The organism is Azospirillum sp. FG154, assembly GCF_057809575.1.
In genome coordinates, this window is the sequence record NZ_JBMDKF010000009.1 from 87,674 (window position 1) to 104,921 (window position 17,248).

A 17,248-nucleotide genomic window follows, 5' to 3' on the forward strand; every position below is an offset into this window, starting at 1 on the left:
AATCGACCCCGCCAATCCCTCCCCCGCCAATCGCCCGTGTCATGCCCAACCCGTCCAACCCGCCCGCCGCTCCGTCCGACCGTGACGACGACGCTTTCGACCTGCTCAGCGGCGCCCCGCCCATTTTCCGTGGGGTGCGGCGAGCCTTGGCCTTTCGCGGCTTTTCCAGCCTGATGGAGTTCCGCTTGGCCTCTGGACGGCGCGCCGACGTGCTGGCGCTGGACGCGAATGGGACGATCATCATCGTCGAGGTGAAAAGCGGCGTGGTTGACTTCCGTACCGATCAAAAATGGCCCGACTATGCGGAGTGGTGCGACGCCTTCTATTTCGCGGTGGACGAGGCGTTTCCCACCGAGCTGATCCCGGAGGAGTGCGGCTTGATGATCGCCGACGCCTACGGCGCGGAGGTGGCGCGCGAAGCCCCGCTGCGCAAGCTGGCCCCCGCCCGCCGCAAGACCCTGTTGCTGCGCGCCGCCCTGGCCGGGGCTGGACGCCTGCACCGGATCGAGGATCCGACCTTCCGTCAGGCCCCGCCCATCGTTTGATTGGGTCGTCACGCTTACGCCGATCCGCAACCTTGCAGCGCTGTGACGTTCCTGCGACACAGCTTTTCGGCCCGTGCGCCCCAGACGGAAAGCCGCTACACTGACGGTTCATGGTCATCACGCGCCACATTTCAGAGGCCAAGCGTCACGTCATGAAGCTTTCAGCGGACAGCTTGCCGACGGACCAAGCCATCACGCGCCCACTGCGCGTCCTTGTGGCCGAGGACGAAGCGGTCAACCGCATGGCCGCGTTGGCCTTGCTGCGCCGGGCCGGTCACAGCGTGGTCGCGGTGGAGGACGGGCCTTCGGCTGTGGCCGCCGCCACCGATCCAAACAGCGCCGGGTTCGATTTGCTTTTGATGGATCTCGGCCTGCCCGGCTTTGACGGCGACGAGGCGGTGCGGCGCATCCGCAACCACCCAACCACAACCAACGCCGCCCCCCGCATTCTGATGCTGACCGCCACCGCCACGCCCAACGGCTTGGAGCGTTGCCGCGCTTGCGGCGCCGATGGCCTGCTGACGAAGCCCTTGCGGCTGGACGCCCTGGAGACCGCCTTGAACAACAACGCCACGCCCGGCCCTGCGCCGGAGGAGACCGCCGCCTTCGATCCCGACGCCATCGCCCAGATGCGCGACCTGCTGCCCGCCGACCGCGTCAACACGCTGATCGCAAAGACGGCGGACACGCTGCGTCAATACCGGATCGCCCTGGCCGACGCCTGGGTGAACGGCGATTCACGCGCGGCGGGCGCGATGGCTCACAAAATCGCGGGCGTGTCCGGACAATATGGCTGCGTCGCCCTGCGCCGCGCCGCCCAAGGGTTGGAAGCCATCCTGGAGCGCGATGGAATCCTTGGAACCGCATCAGCGGCTCTCGGCCTTTTTGACGACGCCTATGGTTTGGCTCTGTCCTATCTGGACCGCCAGACGCAGGGGTGAGAGCGCAGGGGCAAGAGCGGGAGAGGGCGGCCCCTCCCCCTTACAATTTCTCTCCGGGAGGAACCGCCACGCAGTGATGCCCGTGCCGGGACAGCTCCGAACAGGCCTTGCGCGCCGTCTTCTCGTCCAACCCGACCATGCGGGCGCGGAAAACAGTGTCCTTGCCGTTTTTCGTCGCAAGCACCGCGTTCTTGACCCCACGCAGCAGAAACGGCGCCTGCTTGACGGCCTGGGTCAACGCCTTTTGGCCAGCGGCGTGGCTGGAGAAGGCGCCAACCTGGATGCCCCATTTTCCTGATGACTTGGCCTCTTTCTCAGCCTTCGTCACCGCCGCCTTCGCGGCCGCTGGCGAGGCCAGAGACGCCAATTGCACCGTCACCCTTTTGGGCGCGGCCTTGGCGCTCACCTCGGGTTCATCCTCTTCCTCATCGTCATCGCCCTGAGCGTCGGGCGACTCCTTGGCGAGCCGTTCGGCGCTGGCCACCAGAGCGCCGTCGTCGCGGCCCCGGTTGGGCTTGCCAAACGCTTGATCCAGCAGCGCCGCCATGCGGTTGTCTCGCGACACCGGCGATTTGCCCCCCAACACCACACCGACCAGACGACGCCCCTCGCGCACCGCCGAAGCGGCCAGATTGAAGCCGGAGGCGACGGTGTAGCCGGTCTTGATGCCGTCCATGCCCTCATACCGAGACATCAGCCGGTTGTGGTTGGGCAACTGACGACCGCCATAGGTGAAGCTGCGGCGGCTGAAATAGGGGTAATATTTCGGGTGATCGGCCAGCATGGCCCGCGACAAGATCGCGTAGTCGCGCGCGGTCGTCACCTGCTCCATGTTCGGCAAGCCGGACGCGTTGCGGTACACCGTGTGGCGCATGCCAAGCTCGCGCGCCTTGCGGGTCATCATCTCGGCAAAGCGTGACTCGGTGCCGCCCAACGCCTCGGCCAACACGACGGCGGCGTCGTTGGCCGATTTCGTCACCAGCCCGAGAATCGCGGTCTCAACCCGCAGCGACGATCCGGCCCGCAGACCCAGCTTGGTCGGCGACATGCTTTCGGCCCAGGACGACACCGGCAGCGACTGGTCCAACGACAGACGCCCGTCGTCCAATGCGTCGAAGGTCAGATAGAGCGTCATCATCTTGGTCAAGGACGCCGGATGCGTGAGGGCGTCGGCGTCCTGCTCGTGCAGCACCTCGCCCGTGCGGGCGTCGACAATGATTGAGGCGGCCTTGGCCGCTTCCGCCTGAACGGAGGTCAACCCAGAGCCGACCAAACCGGCGACCGCCAAGACGGCCACGACGAAGAACGCGCGGAGCAGCCGCCTCGCGTTCCTCACCCCCATCGCCTGAAAAACGAACGGAAACAGGCCGTTGGGAGCGGACTTTCGCGTTACGGTCATGATGGCCCCGCCAAAGGCTAATATTTGCTGCTCGGCGTGATCGTAAATATGTGGCAAATCAGTGTCTAGCAGGAATTCGTTAATTTCTTGCTTTGGCTTTTTCCGCCGCCTGTGGCCACAATGGCGCCCGGTCATTCAACGGTTGGAAACCCCTGAAGCGCGCGCGTCGGAGCGCTGGTTTGACAGCGCCGCCGCAACCACCATATCCCGTATCAGACCGCACAGGATCAGACCGGCGATCTCGTATCAGACCCCGTGGACGCAAGGCAAGAGACGATGAGCCGCAACATCCCCCGCACCAATCTTCGCCCCATCTCCACCATCGCGCTGGCGATGGCGCTGGCGACGCTGGCGGGCTGCGCCGCCTTTGGTCCGACCGACAACCCGGTGGCCCGCAAGCTGACGTGGTTCAGCTACCTCAGCGGCGACGATCTGCGCGCCAGTTGCGACGCGAACGGCGGCGACCGTTACCGGGTGGTGTTCAACGCTGATTACAACCGGCATGTCCGCACCTACGACATCACCCTTGATCCGGCGGACGCCGGCGGCGCCCTGGTGGAAGCCCGCGTGATCGAGGCGACCGACCTCGCCCGGCTGAACCCTCTGGATCCGCTGTCCGCCGCGCGCGGCCAGACCGCCACGCTGCGTTTGACTCCGCCGCAATTCGCCAGCGTCCTCGCCCGCCTGAAGGACAAGGGCGCGTTCGAGCCGCCTTCAAGCACGATGCGGCTGCCGTCTAACGGCGTCTATTGGCTCATCAACGGCTGTCGGGCCGGTCGCTGGTTTTTCGCCATCCACCCCTATCCGGCGTCGCCCTTCACGGACGCGACGTTCCTGGAACCGACGCGCGCGCTGGATCCCGCCATGATCGCCTTCCCCACCCTGCCGCCGCCCGACGCCGCGCCGCGCGCCGGATCTGCCGGAAACCAGCGGTCTGAGGCCGGGGTGTATTTCGAGATTGAGGCGAATCGCGACGGCTTGGTCGGCCCCACCGCGCCCTTCGGGCGTTGGTTGCCCGAAGGACCGCTGGCGGCGCTGCTCAACCGCTGACGCGGCTCACTCGCCGATTGGCGCGCGGACGCGCAGGCTGTCGGGAACCAGTGTTTCAACCCACGGACCATCCGGCATCCGGCGGGCCAACTCGGTCAAATTGCGGTTCCACCACTGACGCTGTTCGCCCAGATCGTCGTAATCATAGTGCGACTCGCGCCATGTCCGCGCTTCGGCGTGGTAGGACACCATGTCGATGGGGAAACCAACGTCGTTGGTGGAAAAACGGGTGCTGTCGAACGACAGGTAGGCCAGCTTCAACGCCGTCTGCATGTCGGTCTGATAGGTCAGCGCGCGATCCAGGATCGGCTTGCCATAGGCGGTGGCCCCGATCGACAGGTAAGGCGTGCGCTCGTCCACCTCGATCCAATTGCCTTCGGGATAAACCAGGAACATGTAAGGCTCCCGGTCTTCCGCCAATTGCCCGCCGATGATGGCGTGCAGATTGAAGTGCAGCTTGGACGCCTCCAGCGACTCGCGGTCTTCGGTGGCGACCTGACGCAGGCAGGTGGTGAAGGCCGACACCGCGTCCAGCATGGTCGCGTAGCTTTCGCCCCGCCGCTTGCCCATGTCGCGGCGCAGATAGGCCAGCGTCTTGTCACGCACGCTGCGCAAACCGGAATTCATGATGAAGAAACGGTCGCCGCCGCTGCCGACCATAGTCACTTTGCGGGCGGACGACAGTTGGGAACCGCTGGTGATGCGCCCATCTGACAGACCAATCAGGCCGTCACGGGTCTTGATGCCAAGGCAATAGGTCATGCTTGAAACGTCCTGTCTGGGCGGCCCAGGAAATTGATGGGGCAAAGGTCCGATGCGACGCTTCGGCGCACCGCTTCTTACTTTTGTCTGAAGCGCGCGGCAGGCGGCTTCGCGCTACACTTGTCGCACATTCGGTAAAGCCTTGGTTAAGGAATAACCACAGAGGCGTTCGGCGGCGCCACAATGGGGAGCCTCTGAAAAAATGACGCGGCGCACAAAACCTTCTGTTGACTCCCGCCTCGTGGTTGCATAGTTTCCTTATATTGCAGTGCAGCATTCAGCCAACGCCCAGCCGGACGTCGGGTTTGAAACCGCAACGGAACATCGTCTCGGAAACACGCTGTCGGCAGGCTTCGCGACCCGCAAACCTTGCGGCCGGGGCCAAACACTCGCCCGGCAAACCTTGCACGGACGAGACCGGCATCAGCCAGGAAGGAACGCGCGTTATGACCAAGTTCACGCCGAAGTCGCTCGAACTCGTCACCACCCAGGCCAAAGAGCAGTATGAAGGTCTGGTGAAGGCGGGTCAGGAACAGTCCATCAAGCAGTTCGAGCAGACCGCTTCGGTCGCCAAGGAACAGTTCGAGAAGACCACCGCCCAGCTCCTGAAGAGCTATGAAGACCTCCAGGCCACCAGCAAGGCGAATGTCGAAGCGCTGGTCGAAAGCAGCGCCATCGCCGCCAAGGGCGCCGAGGATCTGGGTCGCGAGGTCGTCGCCTTCAGCCAGTCGGTGCTCGACAAGTCGATCACCACCGGCAAGGCCCTGCTGACCGCCAAGAGCCTGCAAGAAGTCGTCGAATTGCAGAACGGCTTCCTGAAGTCCAGCTTCGACGCGTTCGTCGCTGAAGCCACCCGCATTCAGGAACTGTCCGTGAAGGTCACGAACGACGCGTTGGCTCCGCTGAACACCCGCGTGACCGCCACCGTCGAAACCCTGTCCAAGCCGCTCGCCGCCTAACGTCCTGGCAGACAATCGGCAACCAACGGAGCGGCCGAACGCACGGCCCGGCAACCCGCGACGGTTGCCGGGCCGTGTCTGTTTGGATCGCGTCCTTTCGCGCCGTCAGGCGACCAAGCCGCTTCCGCGATTTTTGTGCAGTGCACAAAAATCCCTTTGACAAGCTCCCCCGCTCCCCGTATATCAAGATCATGTTGCGGTGCAGCATAGCTCGGGCGCCTGCCCTGCCGGGGTCCGGGGAACTCAAACCACATCGCGTCGGTTGCCGCTTTCGCGGGATCACGCGGTTGCCCCACCCGAGGGCAGAAGGAGCATAATCATGTCCGACAAGTTCGCCGCCGCCAGCAAGACCATCGAAGACGCCGTTTCCACCGCCAAGCAGAACCTCGAAGGCCTGGTCAAGGCCCAACAGGAGCAGGTGGAAAAGGCCTCCGCCAAGATTCTCAAGAGCTACGACGATCTGTCGAGCCTGACCAAGGGCAACGTCGACGCCGTCGTCAAGTCCTCGACCATCGTCGCCAAGGGCGCCGAAGAGGCTGGCAAGCAGGTCGCCGCCTTCACCCAGTCCTCGCTGGAAAAGGGCGTGTCGAACGGCAAGGCTCTGTTGGCCGTCAAGACCATCCAGGAACTGATCGCGTTGCAGAACGCCTACGCCAAGGCCAGCTTCGACGCCTTCGTCGCCGAAAGCGCCAAGCTTCAGGAACTGTCGGTCAAGATCGCCAACGAGGCGCTGGCCCCCCTGAGCGAGCGCGTCAACCTGACGGTCGAGACGCTGGGCAAGCCCGTCGCCGTCTGATCGACGCCAAAATCCGCTTGTGAAAAGGCGCTCCGCTTGCAAAGGCGGAGCGCTTTTTTTATGCCCGACGCGCGGCCCAGCCGCGCGTCGCTTTATCCGCGATACAAATGCGGCGCCATCGCCGAATCCGGGCCGACGCGCGGGTCGGTCGATTCGCGCACCGCCATGCCCAGGCATTTGTCGGCGACGACCCAGGCGTGCAGCACCGCGTGGACGCCGTCGCTCTGAAAGCCCGGCGGGGTTTCCAGCCAGACGGCGCCCTGCGCGTCCACCTCCGGGCCATCGTCCAGAATCACCGCGCCGCGCTCATACATTCGTTGCGGCGCCGAATCCAGCCCGCGCAGCGCCCGCGCCGTCACAGCGTCGCACGGCCCCAGAACGCTGGCGTCCAGCGCCGCTCGGCACAGGTTGGGATGGCGCGGGTAGAGGTGCGAGAGCACCGCCAGCAGCCCATGATTGGACCACAGCCAACACCACAGGGGTGACAGCACGCTCATGCCGCCAACCCGCAGCCGTTGCAGGAAAGCGTCTTCAGCCAATCCATCCCACGGAAACAGCTTGCCCAGCCACGCCATCGCCTGCCCCTCGTCGTCGAGGAAGCGACGGCCATCCCAGCCAATGCTGTGCAAGGGCAACAGGCGGGTCTCCAGACCCGCTTCCGCCGCCGTCGCCGCCAGATAGACCAGTTCCCCCTCCCGCGCCGGATCGGGGGTGGCGCAGGTCAGGTGAACCCGATTCCGACCCGGCAGGCCCGTCGCCAATTCTTCCCACCGCTCGACCAGCGCCTCGTGCAGACCGTTGAACTGGTTGGCGTCGGGAGCCAACGCCTCGCGCCAGTTGCGTTGAACGATGGAGGCGGCGAACAGCCCTTCGCTGGTGTCGTAGTTGCAGGCCAAAAGCTTGACGCTGTCCCGCCCGTCATAGGCCAGGGTCAGACGCCCAGCCAATCCCCCCGCCCGTTCGTTGTGGCGGCCCGCCGCCCAATAGTCGGTCCAAGAGGCTTCCACCATCCGCGCCGCCTCGCCACGGATGCCCAGCGGTCCAAACAGCTTGTTGTCGATCACGTAACGGACGGCGGCGCCGATCATCGTGTGGAGTTCGTCGGCCACGCTTTCGATCAAGTCGATTTGCGAGGCGCTGAACTCATACCCGACATCCTCCCGCCACCCGGCGCCGGCGGACATCGCCCGAACGCCGTAGGGGTATTTGCGAAGGCCGGGACGCCAATCGGCGCGCGGTTTCAGGGATACGCGGCGCATGGTCGAACCGGGTCCGTCCGTATCAGGAAAACGAAGGCGCGCGGAGCGCAACGGGCGACGAGCTGGTCAACGATCCTCTCCGAACATCGGCGGCGCGGCCTCGCCATCACCAGCGGGACACGCGCGCATCGCTGCGTGTGTAGCGCGCGAACGCTCGTCACGCCACAACGGATCACGGCTGACGTTGGGGCAGTCTGATAAAAATTTGGGGATATCTTGAGGGAGCCACAGCGCGGGGGTCCGGCATTGCCGGACACACCCTGCACGGTGATCGTCTTGAAGATGTCTGAAGTCTTTTTCAAGACCTCCGACGTCCCGTCCAGGTTGACGGGAAGAAATGGTGGAGCCGAGGGGGATCGAACCCCTGACCTCCGCAATGCCATTGCGGCGCTCTCCCAGCTGAGCTACGGCCCCATTTGGTGCGCTCGAAGGGAGTCGAACCCCCACGACCTTTCGATCACTAGGACCTGAACCTAGCGCGTCTACCAGTTCCGCCACGAGCGCGTCCCGCGTTACTTGGGGTCACGCGGGGCGCTCTATGTACCCAGCCACGCTGTTTGGCTCAAGAGAAAAATGACGTCGCATCAAAGATTTTTGGGGGAGAGCGTTGGAAGGGCCGGCGGGAGGGCGCGCGCCCTCCCGCTCAATCCGCCTTATTCCGCCGGTTTGATCGCGTAGAACCGGAACACCCGCATGCCGGCCTCAATGGCGGCGACCCGGCGGACCCACATCTCAACCTCTTCCATCACCGCCACCTTGGTGCTGGCGTCCATCTGGTGCTTTTCCAAATGCTCCACCAAACCTTGAATGGCGCTCAGGATCAGGTGGCGGTGGGTGTCGGAAATGTCTTCGGAAATGCGCAGGTCCAGATTGCGTTGCGCAAAAGCGTTCGCCATCTGGTCCTTGTTCCACAGATGCGGCTGCATCGGCTCCTTGTCGCACCAGTTTTGAATCGCCTTGGCCCCGATCTTGTCGGGTTCGGCGATGTAGTCGGTGATGAGCAGATGGCCGCGCGGCTTCAGAACGATTTCCATTCCGTCAAACATCTGGTCCTTGTCGCGAACAGCGAACAGGCCCTCCTTGTAGACGATGGCGTCCACCCGCTTGGGATAGCCGAAATGCTCCGGGTTGAAGGTTTCAATCGGCGCCTTCTTCTCCAACCCCATCTTGAAGGAGCGGACCATGCCCTCCTTCGCCAACAGTTCCGACGCCTCCAGCCCCGTGACCCAGCAGCCGAACTTGCCCGCCATGGTGCGGCTGGTGCCGCCCAGACCAGCGGCCAGATCCAGCACGCTCATCGCCGGATTCAGCCCCAGCGGCTTGACCAGATAGGGGATGTGCTCCGCGCCGCCCGGGGTGTTGAAGCCCTCGCCCCACAGCTTTTCCGCCACCTCGATTCGGGTGGCCGTCCACAGGGGCTTGCCCCAGCGGTTGACGCCCGGCCCTTGCGCCTCGGTCGGCGGGGGCGGGGGCGACGCTTCCGCTTTTTTGCCCTTCATGCCGGACAGGTCATAGCCTTCCCACCACGCGTGGAGGCGGCTTTTCAAATTCGGCCCATGCCCGCCGTTGTCGCCCTTGTCCGTCATCGCCGCCACACACCCCTTTGGCCGATCAACACCGCAACCCCGGTCAACGCCCCCGCATCGACCGCACACGCCGCCACAATCCTGCGGCGAACGCTGTTCATTTCCGCGTCCGCGCCGCAAAGAGCTTACAAAAAGGCAGGCTAATCACACCCTGACGTCGCGCAAGAGGAAAATGCCTCCCCGCGCGCTCCCGCCGTCATTCGGACGGCCTTTCCCCCGGTTTTGACGCCTTATCGACGGCAAGCGCCGCCATCCGCGTTCCTCCGGCCCGCAAGACCGGCTCACAGGCGGCCGGCACATTGGCGACGCGCGGCGTCGGACGGCTGGCCGGAGCGGCAGAACGTTCGACCGCCGGAACCGCGCGAACCAACCAAGACTCCAGCTCCTCGCCGCAGCCGTCGCCGTCGGGTTGAGGGGCCTGATCCTCGCACTGCGGGCTGCCGGGCGGACAGCTCAACCGGATGTGCATGTGGCCGTCGTGACCGTACCAGGGGCGCAGCTTGCCCAGAAAGGCGCGGTCGCTCCAGGCATGCGCGCACATCGCCTGCTTGATCGCCGGATTGACGAAAATGCGAACGACGCGCGGGTCGCTGGCCGCGATCTGGATCAAGCGGGCCTGGCGTTCCGACCAGCCGTCGTTCACCCGCATGCGGTCGTGATCGACGAACTTGACCTCCTCCAGATTTTCACGTCCGCCCCGCCCCATCGGCGGCAGGTCGAGCCGCAGCCAGACGTCGGCGTCCAGCCCGATCTGGTGGCTGGCGTGGCCCATCGGCATCGGCCCGCCCCGCGCCTGCCCCATGTCGCCGATCAACGCCGCGCCCAGCCCGGCGGCGGCGACCTTGCGCCCGAACTCCTTCAAGGTTTCAACCAACTGCGGATGACCGTAATTGCGATGGCGCGACAGGCGGATCACCTGATAGCCGGTTCCCTCCCCGGCCAAGGGCTGCGCCCCGGCGATGCACCCGGCGGCGTAGCCGCCAATCGAACGGGCCGGACCCAGCGACGGACCGGACACCCCCGCCCAGACGACGCTGGAGGCGTAAGCGGGAAGCTTGCGCGGCGTTTTCTTGCGTGTTTTGGCGTCGGCGTCGCCCGCCAGCGCGGCAAGCATCCCGACGCACGCGACCAGCCCCACCGCAAGACGCAGCATGACGCCCCCATTCCACAGCTCTGTGGCAAACCTTATAACACACTGACCGTTAAGGAATGATGGAAAGGTAAGACCAGTTCGCGACGCGAACCCCGCCCGCCTCAGTCGAGCGTCTGCCGGTAGCGTTTCAACGCCACGACCGTGACCACCAGCAGAAAAGCCAGCAGCGGCGCCAGTTCGCCCAGGATGTCGGCGAAACCGTTGCCCTTCAGCAGAATGCCGCGCACGATCCGCAAAAAATGGGTCAGCGGCAGAACCTCCCCGATCATCTGCGCCCAACCCGGCATGCCCCGGAACGGGAACATGAAGCCCGACAGCAGCATCGACGGCAGAAAAAAGAAGAACGACATCTGCATCGCCTGCAACTGGTTCTTGGCCAGGGTGGAAAAGGTGAAGCCGACGGCCAGATTGGCGGCGATGAACGCCACCAGCACCGCCGACAGCAACAGCAGGCTGCCGACGATGGGAACCCCGAACAGCAGACGCGCCGCGCCGACGATCAACACCACCTGGACATAGCCGACGCCGATGAAGGGCACGATTTTGCCCAGCATCACCTCGAACGGGCGCACCGGCATCGCCAGCAAATTTTCCATGGTGCCGCGTTCCCGCTCACGGGTCACGGCCAGGGCGGTCATCATCACCATGGTCATGGTCAGCACCACCCCCATCAGACCAGGCACCACATTGTATTGGGTGATTCCTTCCGGGTTGTAACGGCGGTGGACGCGCAGTTCGATCGGATCGGGCGTCGCCCGCAGCGCCGCCAGCGGCCCGACCAGATCGGGATCCAGCGCCTGCCGGGCGATCACCGCCAGGGCCGACAGCGCGTTGCTGGTCGCCGCCGGGTCGGTCGCGTCGGCCTCCACCAGCAAGACGGGGCGGTCGCCCCGCTGGAGGTCGCGGGAGAAACCGGCGGGAATGGTGATGGCGAACTGCGCCTGTCCGGTCGCCAGCAAACGGTCCAGTTCAGCCTCGTCCGACACCGTGCGCCCAAGGTCGAAATAGCCGGAGTTGCCCAGCGCGGCCACCAACGTCCGGGCAAAGGGGCTGACGTCGGCGGTCAGCACGGCGGTCGGCAAGCGCTTTGGATCGGCGTTGATGGCGAAGCCGAACAAAATCAATTGCAGGATCGGCACCCCGACCATCATGGCGAAGGTCAGCCGGTCCCGCCGCATCTGGATCAGCTCTTTCACCATCACCGCGAGCAAACGGTTGACGGACAATCCAGCCATCACGCCCGCCTCCCCGCCCGGTTGCGGTTATATTTCAGAACAGAAAGATTGCAACAGATTGACGCAGCAATATTTTTTATCGGCCCGCCCCTTGACAAAAAGAGAGTTCTTATGAAGAAAGTAGTGCGGAGAGTTACTCTTATTCCTGGAGATACGTCGTGAAGGCTTTTGTTGCCAAGAGCACTGTTTTTGCCGCCGCTCTGTTCCTGATGCACGGCGCCGCTCTGGCCGGGCAGCAGGATTTCAGCATCGTCAACAAGACGGGCTATCCGCTGAAGCACATCTACGTGTCGGAATCCCACAGCAACAGTTGGGACGAGGACATTCTGGGCCGCGACGTCCTGGACGACGGCGAAGCCTTCGACGTGTCCTTCGGCAAGGCCGAAAAGACCTGCAAATGGGACATGAAGGTCGCCTATGACGACGGCGAGACCGCCGTGTGGGAAGGCCTGGATCTCTGCCAGATCTCCAAGCTGACCTTGAAGTGGAACAAGAGCACCGGCGTCACCAGCGCCATCAAGGAATAACGACGGCGGGGGCGCCGCGACAAACGGCGCCCCTCCGCTTCCCCATTGCTCATAGCCCAAAGCCGCCGCGCTCATTGAAAATTGTCCGTGCTGCGGTTCATCAGATGGATGAAGACGTCTTCCAGCGTCGGATCCGCCGCCGTCACCCGCAGATCGCTCCGCTCCGCCCAGGGTTTCAGCGCCGAGTCCAGCGCGTCGCCATCCATGCCGCTGACATGCAGGCGGCTGCCAAACACCGCGACCATCTCGACACCCGGCTGTCCCGTCAACGCCGCCGCCATCGGCCCCAGGTCGGCCCCGGCCACCACCCGCGTGCGCAAACCAGATTCGGCGATGACCCGCTCCACCGGCCCGTGCGTCATCAGCGTGCCATACGCGATGTAGGCGATTTCGTGACAGCGTTCCGCCTCGTCCATGTAATGGGTGCTGACCAGCACGGTCAGGCCATCGGCGGCCAGCCGGTGAATTTCGTCCCAAAATTCGCGCCGCGCCTTGGGATCGACGCCCGCCGTCGGCTCGTCGAGCAGCAGCAGCTTCGGTTCGTGCAGGATGCAGGCGGCCAGCGCCAGCCGCTGTTTCCAGCCGCCGGACAATTCCCCCGCCAACTGGCGCCGCCGATTCGCCAGGCCCAACCGCTCCAACGCGCCGTCAACGCGGCGGCGGCGATCCGACAGCCCATACATGCGGGCGACGAAATCCAGATTCTCGGCGATGCTCAGATCCTCCCAGAAGCTGAATTTCTGGGTCATGTAGCCGACTTGCCGCTTGATCGCCGCGCTGTGCGTGCGAATGTCCAGCCCCAGACAGGTTCCCTCCCCGGCATCGGGGGTCAACAGTCCGCACAACAGGCGGATCGTCGTCGTCTTGCCCGATCCGTTGGGGCCGAGAAAGCCATAGATGGCCCCCGCCGCGACGCGGATCGACACGTCGTTGACGACCAGCTTGTCGCCAAAGCGTTTGACCAGCCCGCGCACGTCAATCACCGGCGGAGGATTCGCCGACACGGCGGCGGTCATGGCGCCAGCTCCACATCCACCGGCAATCCGGGACGCAAGACGCCGCCCCCCATCGCCGCGTCGGGCGCCGCCTCGACCCGGAAGACCAGCTTTTCCCGGCTGCCAACGCTGTAGATCACCGGCGGGGTGTATTCCGCTTTGGACGCCACATGCGTGACCCGCGCGACCAACCCCGGCGGGCAGGAATCGCAACGCACCCGCAGCGCCGTTCCCGGCGGCGCCCGCGCCACCAGCGTTTCTGGAACGAACAACACCAGCTTGATCCGTTCAGGCGGCAACAGCGTCACCACCGGCGATCCGGCGGGAACCCACTCTCCACCGTTGTAGAGCGTGTCCTCGACCAAAGCCGCGACCGGGGCGACCGGGGCCAGATCAACCAACCGACGGTCGGCCTGGACCAGCGCCGCGTCGGCCTGCGCCATCGCCTGCTCCGCCGCGCGGATCTGATCGGGCCGGGCGCCCAGCCCGCCAACGGCCAGTTGCGCCTGGGTTTCCGCGAGACGGCCCTGGTCGCGCTCAAACGCCGCCCGCGCGCCGTCGAGCTTGTCCACGGAGCTGACCTTGCGCGCCGCCAGCGCCGCCTGCCGCTCCCACTCGGTGGCGGACAGACGCAGCGCCGCTTCGGCTTGGGCCTTTTGCGCGGCCAGCACGGCGATTTCCTCAGGCCGCTTGCCGGTCGCCAGATCGGCGCGCTGCGCCTTGGCCTGGGCCAGCGCCGCCGCCAGCCGGTCACGCTCGGCCAACGCGGTGGAACGGTCGATGGTGAAAAGCGGCGCGCCCGCCGCGACCGTTTGCCCCCGCGCCACCGACAACCGCTCCAGCACGCCCGCCGCCGGGGCGGCGATTCGCAGATACTCGCCCTCGACATAGCCATGGGCCAACGGACGGGTGTCGGCGGCGCCAAACGGCAGCCCGACCGTTTGCGCCACCGCCAGAGCCATCCCCCACGCCGCATCCAGCCAACCGCTCATGATCGGTCTCCGTCAGGCGTTTCCCCATCCACCAGCAGCGCGCGGCGCAAATGATCGCGGTGGGTGGCGATCAGGGCCGGAACGTCCAAAGGAGCCACCGCGTCAAAGGCGCTGCGCCACACCGCGCTCATCAGCAAAGGCGCGGCGATCAGGCGAACCGCGTGGTCGATGTTCAGCGGGCGGAACTCGCCGCGCGCCACCCCCCGCTCCAGCAGATTGGCCAGCAGCCCAAAGCCGCGTTGAATGACCTCGCGATGGTAGAAAGCCGCCAGTTCAGGGAAGTTCCCGGCCTCGGCGATCACCAGCTTGGGAATGATGGCCGCGCGGGTCGTCGCGATCAACTCCGCCACCATCGCCAGCAACCGTTCCAGCAGGGCGAAGGACGGCCCCGGAACCTCGGCGATCATCCGTTCGGCCCGCTCCAGATTGGGCAGGATGGCGGCGCGGATCACCGCCTTGAACAGATCCTCTTTGCTGGGGAAATAGAGATAGAGCGTGCCTTTGCTGACCCCGGCCCGCGCCGCGACGTCGTCCAGCCGGGCGGCGGCGAAGCCCCGTTCGGCGAAGACGTCCAGCGCGGCGGCGACGATTTCCTGCGGGCGATCCACCTTGCGACGGCGCCAGCGTGGAGAGGAGGGGGGATCGCTGAGCGGCATCGGCGGGTCTATTAATGACTAACTCGTCAGTTATTAACACACGCCTCATCCCCGCGCCATCCTCTTTGCCTGCGACGCCCCGCCTCAGCCAAAGGACATTGTGCGACGCAGCAATGCCCTTACAAAAAGGCTTGCCTTTCCGGGCGTCGTGCCCGAGACTTTCTCTCGGCTGACCAGAGCGCGTTTGCGCGCCGCAGCCGCGATCAACCGGAAAACGGATGCCGGATCAACGGCTTCCATCCCTTCAGGGGGGAACAACGTCACGGCGCAGTTGCCGGGCCTCGGATTGTGGCGTCGCTTTGCGGCGCACCAGAACCGCAGGTCCCTCAACCGAGCGAGGGGATGACCATGCCGAGTGCCGCGCGTTCGTCGCAATCCGCGTCCTCATCCAATTTGGAACTGCTGACGATTTACGAAGTCAGCAAGATTCTTGGCTCGTCGCTCGATCTGGAACAGACGCTGCGCGAGGTGTTGCGGGCGCTGTCCTATCAGCTTCAGATGCAGCGGGGCCGCGTGTATCTCCAGGGCGACGACAACACCCTGCGTCTGGTCGCCGCCCATGGCCTGTCGAAAGAGGCGCTGGCGCAGGACATCGACCTTCGCGAGGGCGAGGGGATTTCCGGACGCATCCTGAAAACCGGCATGCCGGTGGTGGTTCCCAATCTGGCCGACGAGCCGCTGTTCCTCAACCGCTCCGGCGGGCGCGACGATCTGGACGAACAGGTGGCCTCGCTGGTCGGCGTGCCGATCAAGGCGGCGGGCGCCGTCGTCGGCGTGTTGACCATCGACCGCATTTCCGACGAGGGGCCGAACGGCCATTTCGGGTCCGACGTCCGCTTTCTGACCATGGTCGCCAATTTGATCGGCCAGACCGTGCGCCTGCACCGCACCGTGGCGGAAGAGCGCCGCTTCATGATGCGCGAGACCTTCCGCGTGCAGAAGGAACTGCGGCCCGTCGCCATCCCGGTCAACGACGTGGTGTGCACCAGCGCCAACATGGTGGACGTGCTGTCGCAGGTTCACCGCGTCGCCCCCTTCAAATCGACCGTGTTGATTCGCGGCGAGAGCGGCACCGGCAAGGAGCTGATCGCGCGCGCCATCCACAACATGTCGCCGCGCAAGGACGCGCCCTTCATCCGGGTGAACTGCGCCGCCCTGCCCGAATCCCTGCTGGAATCGGAGCTGTTCGGGCATGAAAAAGGCTCCTTCACCGGGGCGCAGAAGGACCACAAGGGCCGGTTCGAGCTGGCGTCCGGCGGCACCCTGTTCCTGGACGAAATCGGCGACATCTCGTCCAACTTCCAGGCCAAGCTGCTGCGCGTGTTGCAGGAGCAGGAGTTCGAGCGGGTCGGCGGATCCAAGACGATCAAGACCGACGTGCGGCTGATCTGCGCCACCAACCTCAATCTGGAGGAGGCGGTCGGCCATGGGAAATTCCGCGCCGATCTCTATTTCCGCATCAACGTCGTCACCATCCATCTGCCGCCGCTGCGCGAACGGCGCGGCGACATCGCCCTGTTGGCCAAGCATTTCGTCGCCAAATTCGGCAAGGACAACGGCCTGAATCTGGACATCGACAACGAAGCGCTGGAGGTGCTGAACCGCTGCACTTGGCCCGGCAACGTGCGCGAGCTGGAAAACTGCATCGAGCGGGCCGCGACGCAATGCCGCGACGGCAAGATCCGCCTGCCCGATCTGTCGTGCAGCATGAATCTCTGCAACTCGTCGGTGCTGTTCCAGTACCGCACCATGGGCGCGGCGGTCGGCGGCTTGGCCCCGACGACCAGCGCCGCGCCGACCAACCCGAACATCACGCGCGCGCCGCAACCCGGCGTCGGCGCGGCGGCGATGCCCAGCGCCGTTCCGGCCCCGGTCGGCGCCAATGGCGCGGCGTGGCCCGCCTGCGCGTCCGGCTGCGCCGCCGGGCCGACGCCGGGCTGCGGCGCGGCGAAACCCATGGCCCCCACCGCCATTCTGCCGCTGCCCACCCCCGAACGCGGCGCGCCCAGCGCGCCCGCCGCCCCTTCGGCCCCCGCGCCGGTCGCCGCGCGGAACGGCCATGCTCAGCCCGCGTCCAACCCGCCGCAGCCGACGGCGGACAACCCCGACCTGCCGCTGGACGAGCCGGATTCCGGCCCGCTGCGCGACCGCCTGCTGTGGGCGATGGAGCGCACCGGCTGGGTCCAGGCCAAGGCCGCCCGCCTGCTGGGCATGACCACCCGTCAGGTGAGCTACGCCCTGCGCAAATACAGCATCGAAATCAAGAAGTTCTAAACGGGTTGAGCGGCAGGATCGGCAAGGGCGGCGGCGCGACGGCGACCGCCGCCGTCGCCCTGTGGTCATGCCTGTGCTACAGTTCCCGGCGACCGCCGTCTCTACCCGTCCGAACGGAT

Annotated in this window: 16 protein-coding genes and 2 tRNA genes; 7 read left to right on the forward strand and 11 right to left on the reverse strand. The window is 65.5% G+C overall.

Going from position 1 to position 17,248, the window contains the following annotated elements:
• The first annotated feature begins 41 nt into the window (after positions 1-41).
• Together ACODS4_RS12725 and ACODS4_RS12730 are read left to right on the forward strand one after the other, a co-directional pair.
• On the forward strand, positions 42-545 hold the full coding sequence (locus ACODS4_RS12725; RefSeq protein ID WP_488864136.1) for an MmcB family DNA repair protein: 504 nt from the start codon (positions 42-44) through the stop codon (positions 543-545).
• 152 nt (positions 546-697) lie between these two features.
• Positions 698-1,486, forward strand: a complete 789-nt coding sequence (locus ACODS4_RS12730; RefSeq protein WP_488864138.1) for a response regulator — start codon at positions 698-700, stop codon at positions 1,484-1,486.
• Positions 1,487-1,526: 40 nt separating this feature from the next.
• Here ACODS4_RS12730 and ACODS4_RS12735 read toward each other — a convergent pair whose 3' ends face one another.
• The gene (locus ACODS4_RS12735) at positions 1,527-2,885 is read right to left on the reverse strand and encodes a D-alanyl-D-alanine carboxypeptidase family protein (protein ID WP_488864140.1); all 1,359 of its coding nucleotides are present in this window, start codon (positions 2,883-2,885) and stop codon (positions 1,527-1,529) included.
• Positions 2,886-3,161: 276 nt separating this feature from the next.
• On the opposite strand from ACODS4_RS12735, the gene ACODS4_RS12740 reads away from it, so the two are divergent.
• Positions 3,162-3,935 (forward strand): hypothetical protein, encoded by a 774-nt coding sequence (locus ACODS4_RS12740; RefSeq protein WP_488864142.1) that lies wholly within the window; start codon positions 3,162-3,164, stop codon positions 3,933-3,935.
• Between the two features lie 6 nt (positions 3,936-3,941).
• Here the strand turns inward: ACODS4_RS12740 and ACODS4_RS12745 are convergent, their stop codons facing one another.
• Positions 3,942-4,697, reverse strand: a complete 756-nt coding sequence (locus ACODS4_RS12745) for a proteasome-type protease (RefSeq protein WP_488864143.1) — start codon at positions 4,695-4,697, stop codon at positions 3,942-3,944.
• Between the two features lie 446 nt (positions 4,698-5,143).
• On the opposite strand from ACODS4_RS12745, the gene ACODS4_RS12750 reads away from it, so the two are divergent.
• Positions 5,144-5,656: a phasin family protein gene (locus ACODS4_RS12750; protein ID WP_488864145.1), complete on the forward strand. Its 513-nt coding sequence runs from the start codon at positions 5,144-5,146 to the stop codon at positions 5,654-5,656.
• 319 nt (positions 5,657-5,975) lie between these two features.
• Complete coding sequence (locus ACODS4_RS12755) at positions 5,976-6,452, forward strand: phasin family protein (RefSeq protein ID WP_488864147.1); 477 nt, start codon at positions 5,976-5,978, stop codon at positions 6,450-6,452.
• A 92-nt stretch (positions 6,453-6,544) separates the two neighbouring features.
• On the opposite strand, the gene ACODS4_RS12760 is transcribed toward ACODS4_RS12755, so the two are convergent.
• The 6 genes from ACODS4_RS12760 to ACODS4_RS12785 all read right to left on the reverse strand — a co-directional run bounded on the left by ACODS4_RS12760 (position 6,545) and on the right by ACODS4_RS12785 (position 11,685).
• The gene (locus tag ACODS4_RS12760) at positions 6,545-7,711 is read right to left on the reverse strand and encodes a glutathionylspermidine synthase family protein (RefSeq protein ID WP_488864149.1); all 1,167 of its coding nucleotides are present in this window, start codon (positions 7,709-7,711) and stop codon (positions 6,545-6,547) included.
• A 338-nt stretch (positions 7,712-8,049) separates the two neighbouring features.
• Positions 8,050-8,125 (reverse strand) — tRNA-Ala (locus ACODS4_RS12765).
• Positions 8,126-8,128: 3 nt separating this feature from the next.
• Positions 8,129-8,215 (reverse strand) — tRNA-Leu (locus ACODS4_RS12770).
• Between the two features lie 149 nt (positions 8,216-8,364).
• The gene (locus ACODS4_RS12775) at positions 8,365-9,297 is read right to left on the reverse strand and encodes an SAM-dependent methyltransferase (protein ID WP_488864151.1); all 933 of its coding nucleotides are present in this window, start codon (positions 9,295-9,297) and stop codon (positions 8,365-8,367) included.
• A 196-nt stretch (positions 9,298-9,493) separates the two neighbouring features.
• Positions 9,494-10,450 (reverse strand): penicillin-insensitive murein endopeptidase, encoded by a 957-nt coding sequence (mepA, locus tag ACODS4_RS12780; RefSeq protein WP_488864153.1) that lies wholly within the window; start codon positions 10,448-10,450, stop codon positions 9,494-9,496.
• 101 nt (positions 10,451-10,551) lie between these two features.
• Positions 10,552-11,685 (reverse strand): ABC transporter permease, encoded by a 1,134-nt coding sequence (locus tag ACODS4_RS12785; protein WP_488864155.1) that lies wholly within the window; start codon positions 11,683-11,685, stop codon positions 10,552-10,554.
• Between the two features lie 158 nt (positions 11,686-11,843).
• Between ACODS4_RS12785 and ACODS4_RS12790 the strand changes: the two genes are divergently transcribed.
• Positions 11,844-12,212 (forward strand): hypothetical protein, encoded by a 369-nt coding sequence (locus tag ACODS4_RS12790; protein WP_488864157.1) that lies wholly within the window; start codon positions 11,844-11,846, stop codon positions 12,210-12,212.
• Between the two features lie 71 nt (positions 12,213-12,283).
• On the opposite strand, the gene ACODS4_RS12795 is transcribed toward ACODS4_RS12790, so the two are convergent.
• From ACODS4_RS12795 to ACODS4_RS12805, 3 genes are read right to left on the reverse strand one after another with little or no spacing between them, the layout of a single operon-like run.
• Positions 12,284-13,228, reverse strand: a complete 945-nt coding sequence (locus ACODS4_RS12795; RefSeq protein ID WP_488864159.1) for an ABC transporter ATP-binding protein — start codon at positions 13,226-13,228, stop codon at positions 12,284-12,286.
• Positions 13,225-14,199, reverse strand: coding sequence for an HlyD family secretion protein (locus tag ACODS4_RS12800; protein WP_488864161.1), 975 nt, complete (start codon positions 14,197-14,199; stop codon positions 13,225-13,227). The genes ACODS4_RS12795 and ACODS4_RS12800 overlap by 4 nt, the downstream gene beginning before the upstream one ends.
• Positions 14,196-14,855 (reverse strand): TetR/AcrR family transcriptional regulator, encoded by a 660-nt coding sequence (locus ACODS4_RS12805; RefSeq protein ID WP_488864163.1) that lies wholly within the window; start codon positions 14,853-14,855, stop codon positions 14,196-14,198. The genes ACODS4_RS12800 and ACODS4_RS12805 overlap by 4 nt, the downstream gene beginning before the upstream one ends.
• A 342-nt stretch (positions 14,856-15,197) precedes the next feature.
• On the opposite strand from ACODS4_RS12805, the gene nifA reads away from it, so the two are divergent.
• On the forward strand, positions 15,198-17,129 hold the full coding sequence (gene nifA / locus ACODS4_RS12810; RefSeq protein ID WP_488864165.1) for a nif-specific transcriptional activator NifA: 1,932 nt from the start codon (positions 15,198-15,200) through the stop codon (positions 17,127-17,129).
• Positions 17,130-17,248: the final 119 nt, after the last annotated feature.

Coding starts and splice junctions, on each gene's coding strand:
- ACODS4_RS12760 (WP_488864149.1), bottom strand. CDS start 7,711: ATGCGCCGCGTATCCCTGAAACCGCGCGCCGATTGGCGTCCCGGCCTT.
- ACODS4_RS12725 (WP_488864136.1), top strand. CDS start 42: ATGCCCAACCCGTCCAACCCGCCCGCCGCTCCGTCCGACCGTGACGAC.
- ACODS4_RS12730 (WP_488864138.1), top strand. CDS start 698: ATGAAGCTTTCAGCGGACAGCTTGCCGACGGACCAAGCCATCACGCGC.
- mepA (WP_488864153.1), bottom strand. CDS start 10,450: ATGCTGCGTCTTGCGGTGGGGCTGGTCGCGTGCGTCGGGATGCTTGCC.
- ACODS4_RS12800 (WP_488864161.1), bottom strand. CDS start 14,199: ATGAGCGGTTGGCTGGATGCGGCGTGGGGGATGGCTCTGGCGGTGGCG.
- ACODS4_RS12750 (WP_488864145.1), top strand. CDS start 5,144: ATGACCAAGTTCACGCCGAAGTCGCTCGAACTCGTCACCACCCAGGCC.
- nifA (WP_488864165.1), top strand. CDS start 15,198: ATGACCATGCCGAGTGCCGCGCGTTCGTCGCAATCCGCGTCCTCATCC.
- ACODS4_RS12795 (WP_488864159.1), bottom strand. CDS start 13,228: ATGACCGCCGCCGTGTCGGCGAATCCTCCGCCGGTGATTGACGTGCGC.
- ACODS4_RS12755 (WP_488864147.1), top strand. CDS start 5,976: ATGTCCGACAAGTTCGCCGCCGCCAGCAAGACCATCGAAGACGCCGTT.
- ACODS4_RS12745 (WP_488864143.1), bottom strand. CDS start 4,697: ATGACCTATTGCCTTGGCATCAAGACCCGTGACGGCCTGATTGGTCTG.
- ACODS4_RS12805 (WP_488864163.1), bottom strand. CDS start 14,855: ATGCCGCTCAGCGATCCCCCCTCCTCTCCACGCTGGCGCCGTCGCAAG.
- ACODS4_RS12785 (WP_488864155.1), bottom strand. CDS start 11,685: ATGGCTGGATTGTCCGTCAACCGTTTGCTCGCGGTGATGGTGAAAGAG.
- ACODS4_RS12735 (WP_488864140.1), bottom strand. CDS start 2,885: ATGACCGTAACGCGAAAGTCCGCTCCCAACGGCCTGTTTCCGTTCGTT.
- ACODS4_RS12740 (WP_488864142.1), top strand. CDS start 3,162: ATGAGCCGCAACATCCCCCGCACCAATCTTCGCCCCATCTCCACCATC.
- ACODS4_RS12775 (WP_488864151.1), bottom strand. CDS start 9,297: ATGACGGACAAGGGCGACAACGGCGGGCATGGGCCGAATTTGAAAAGC.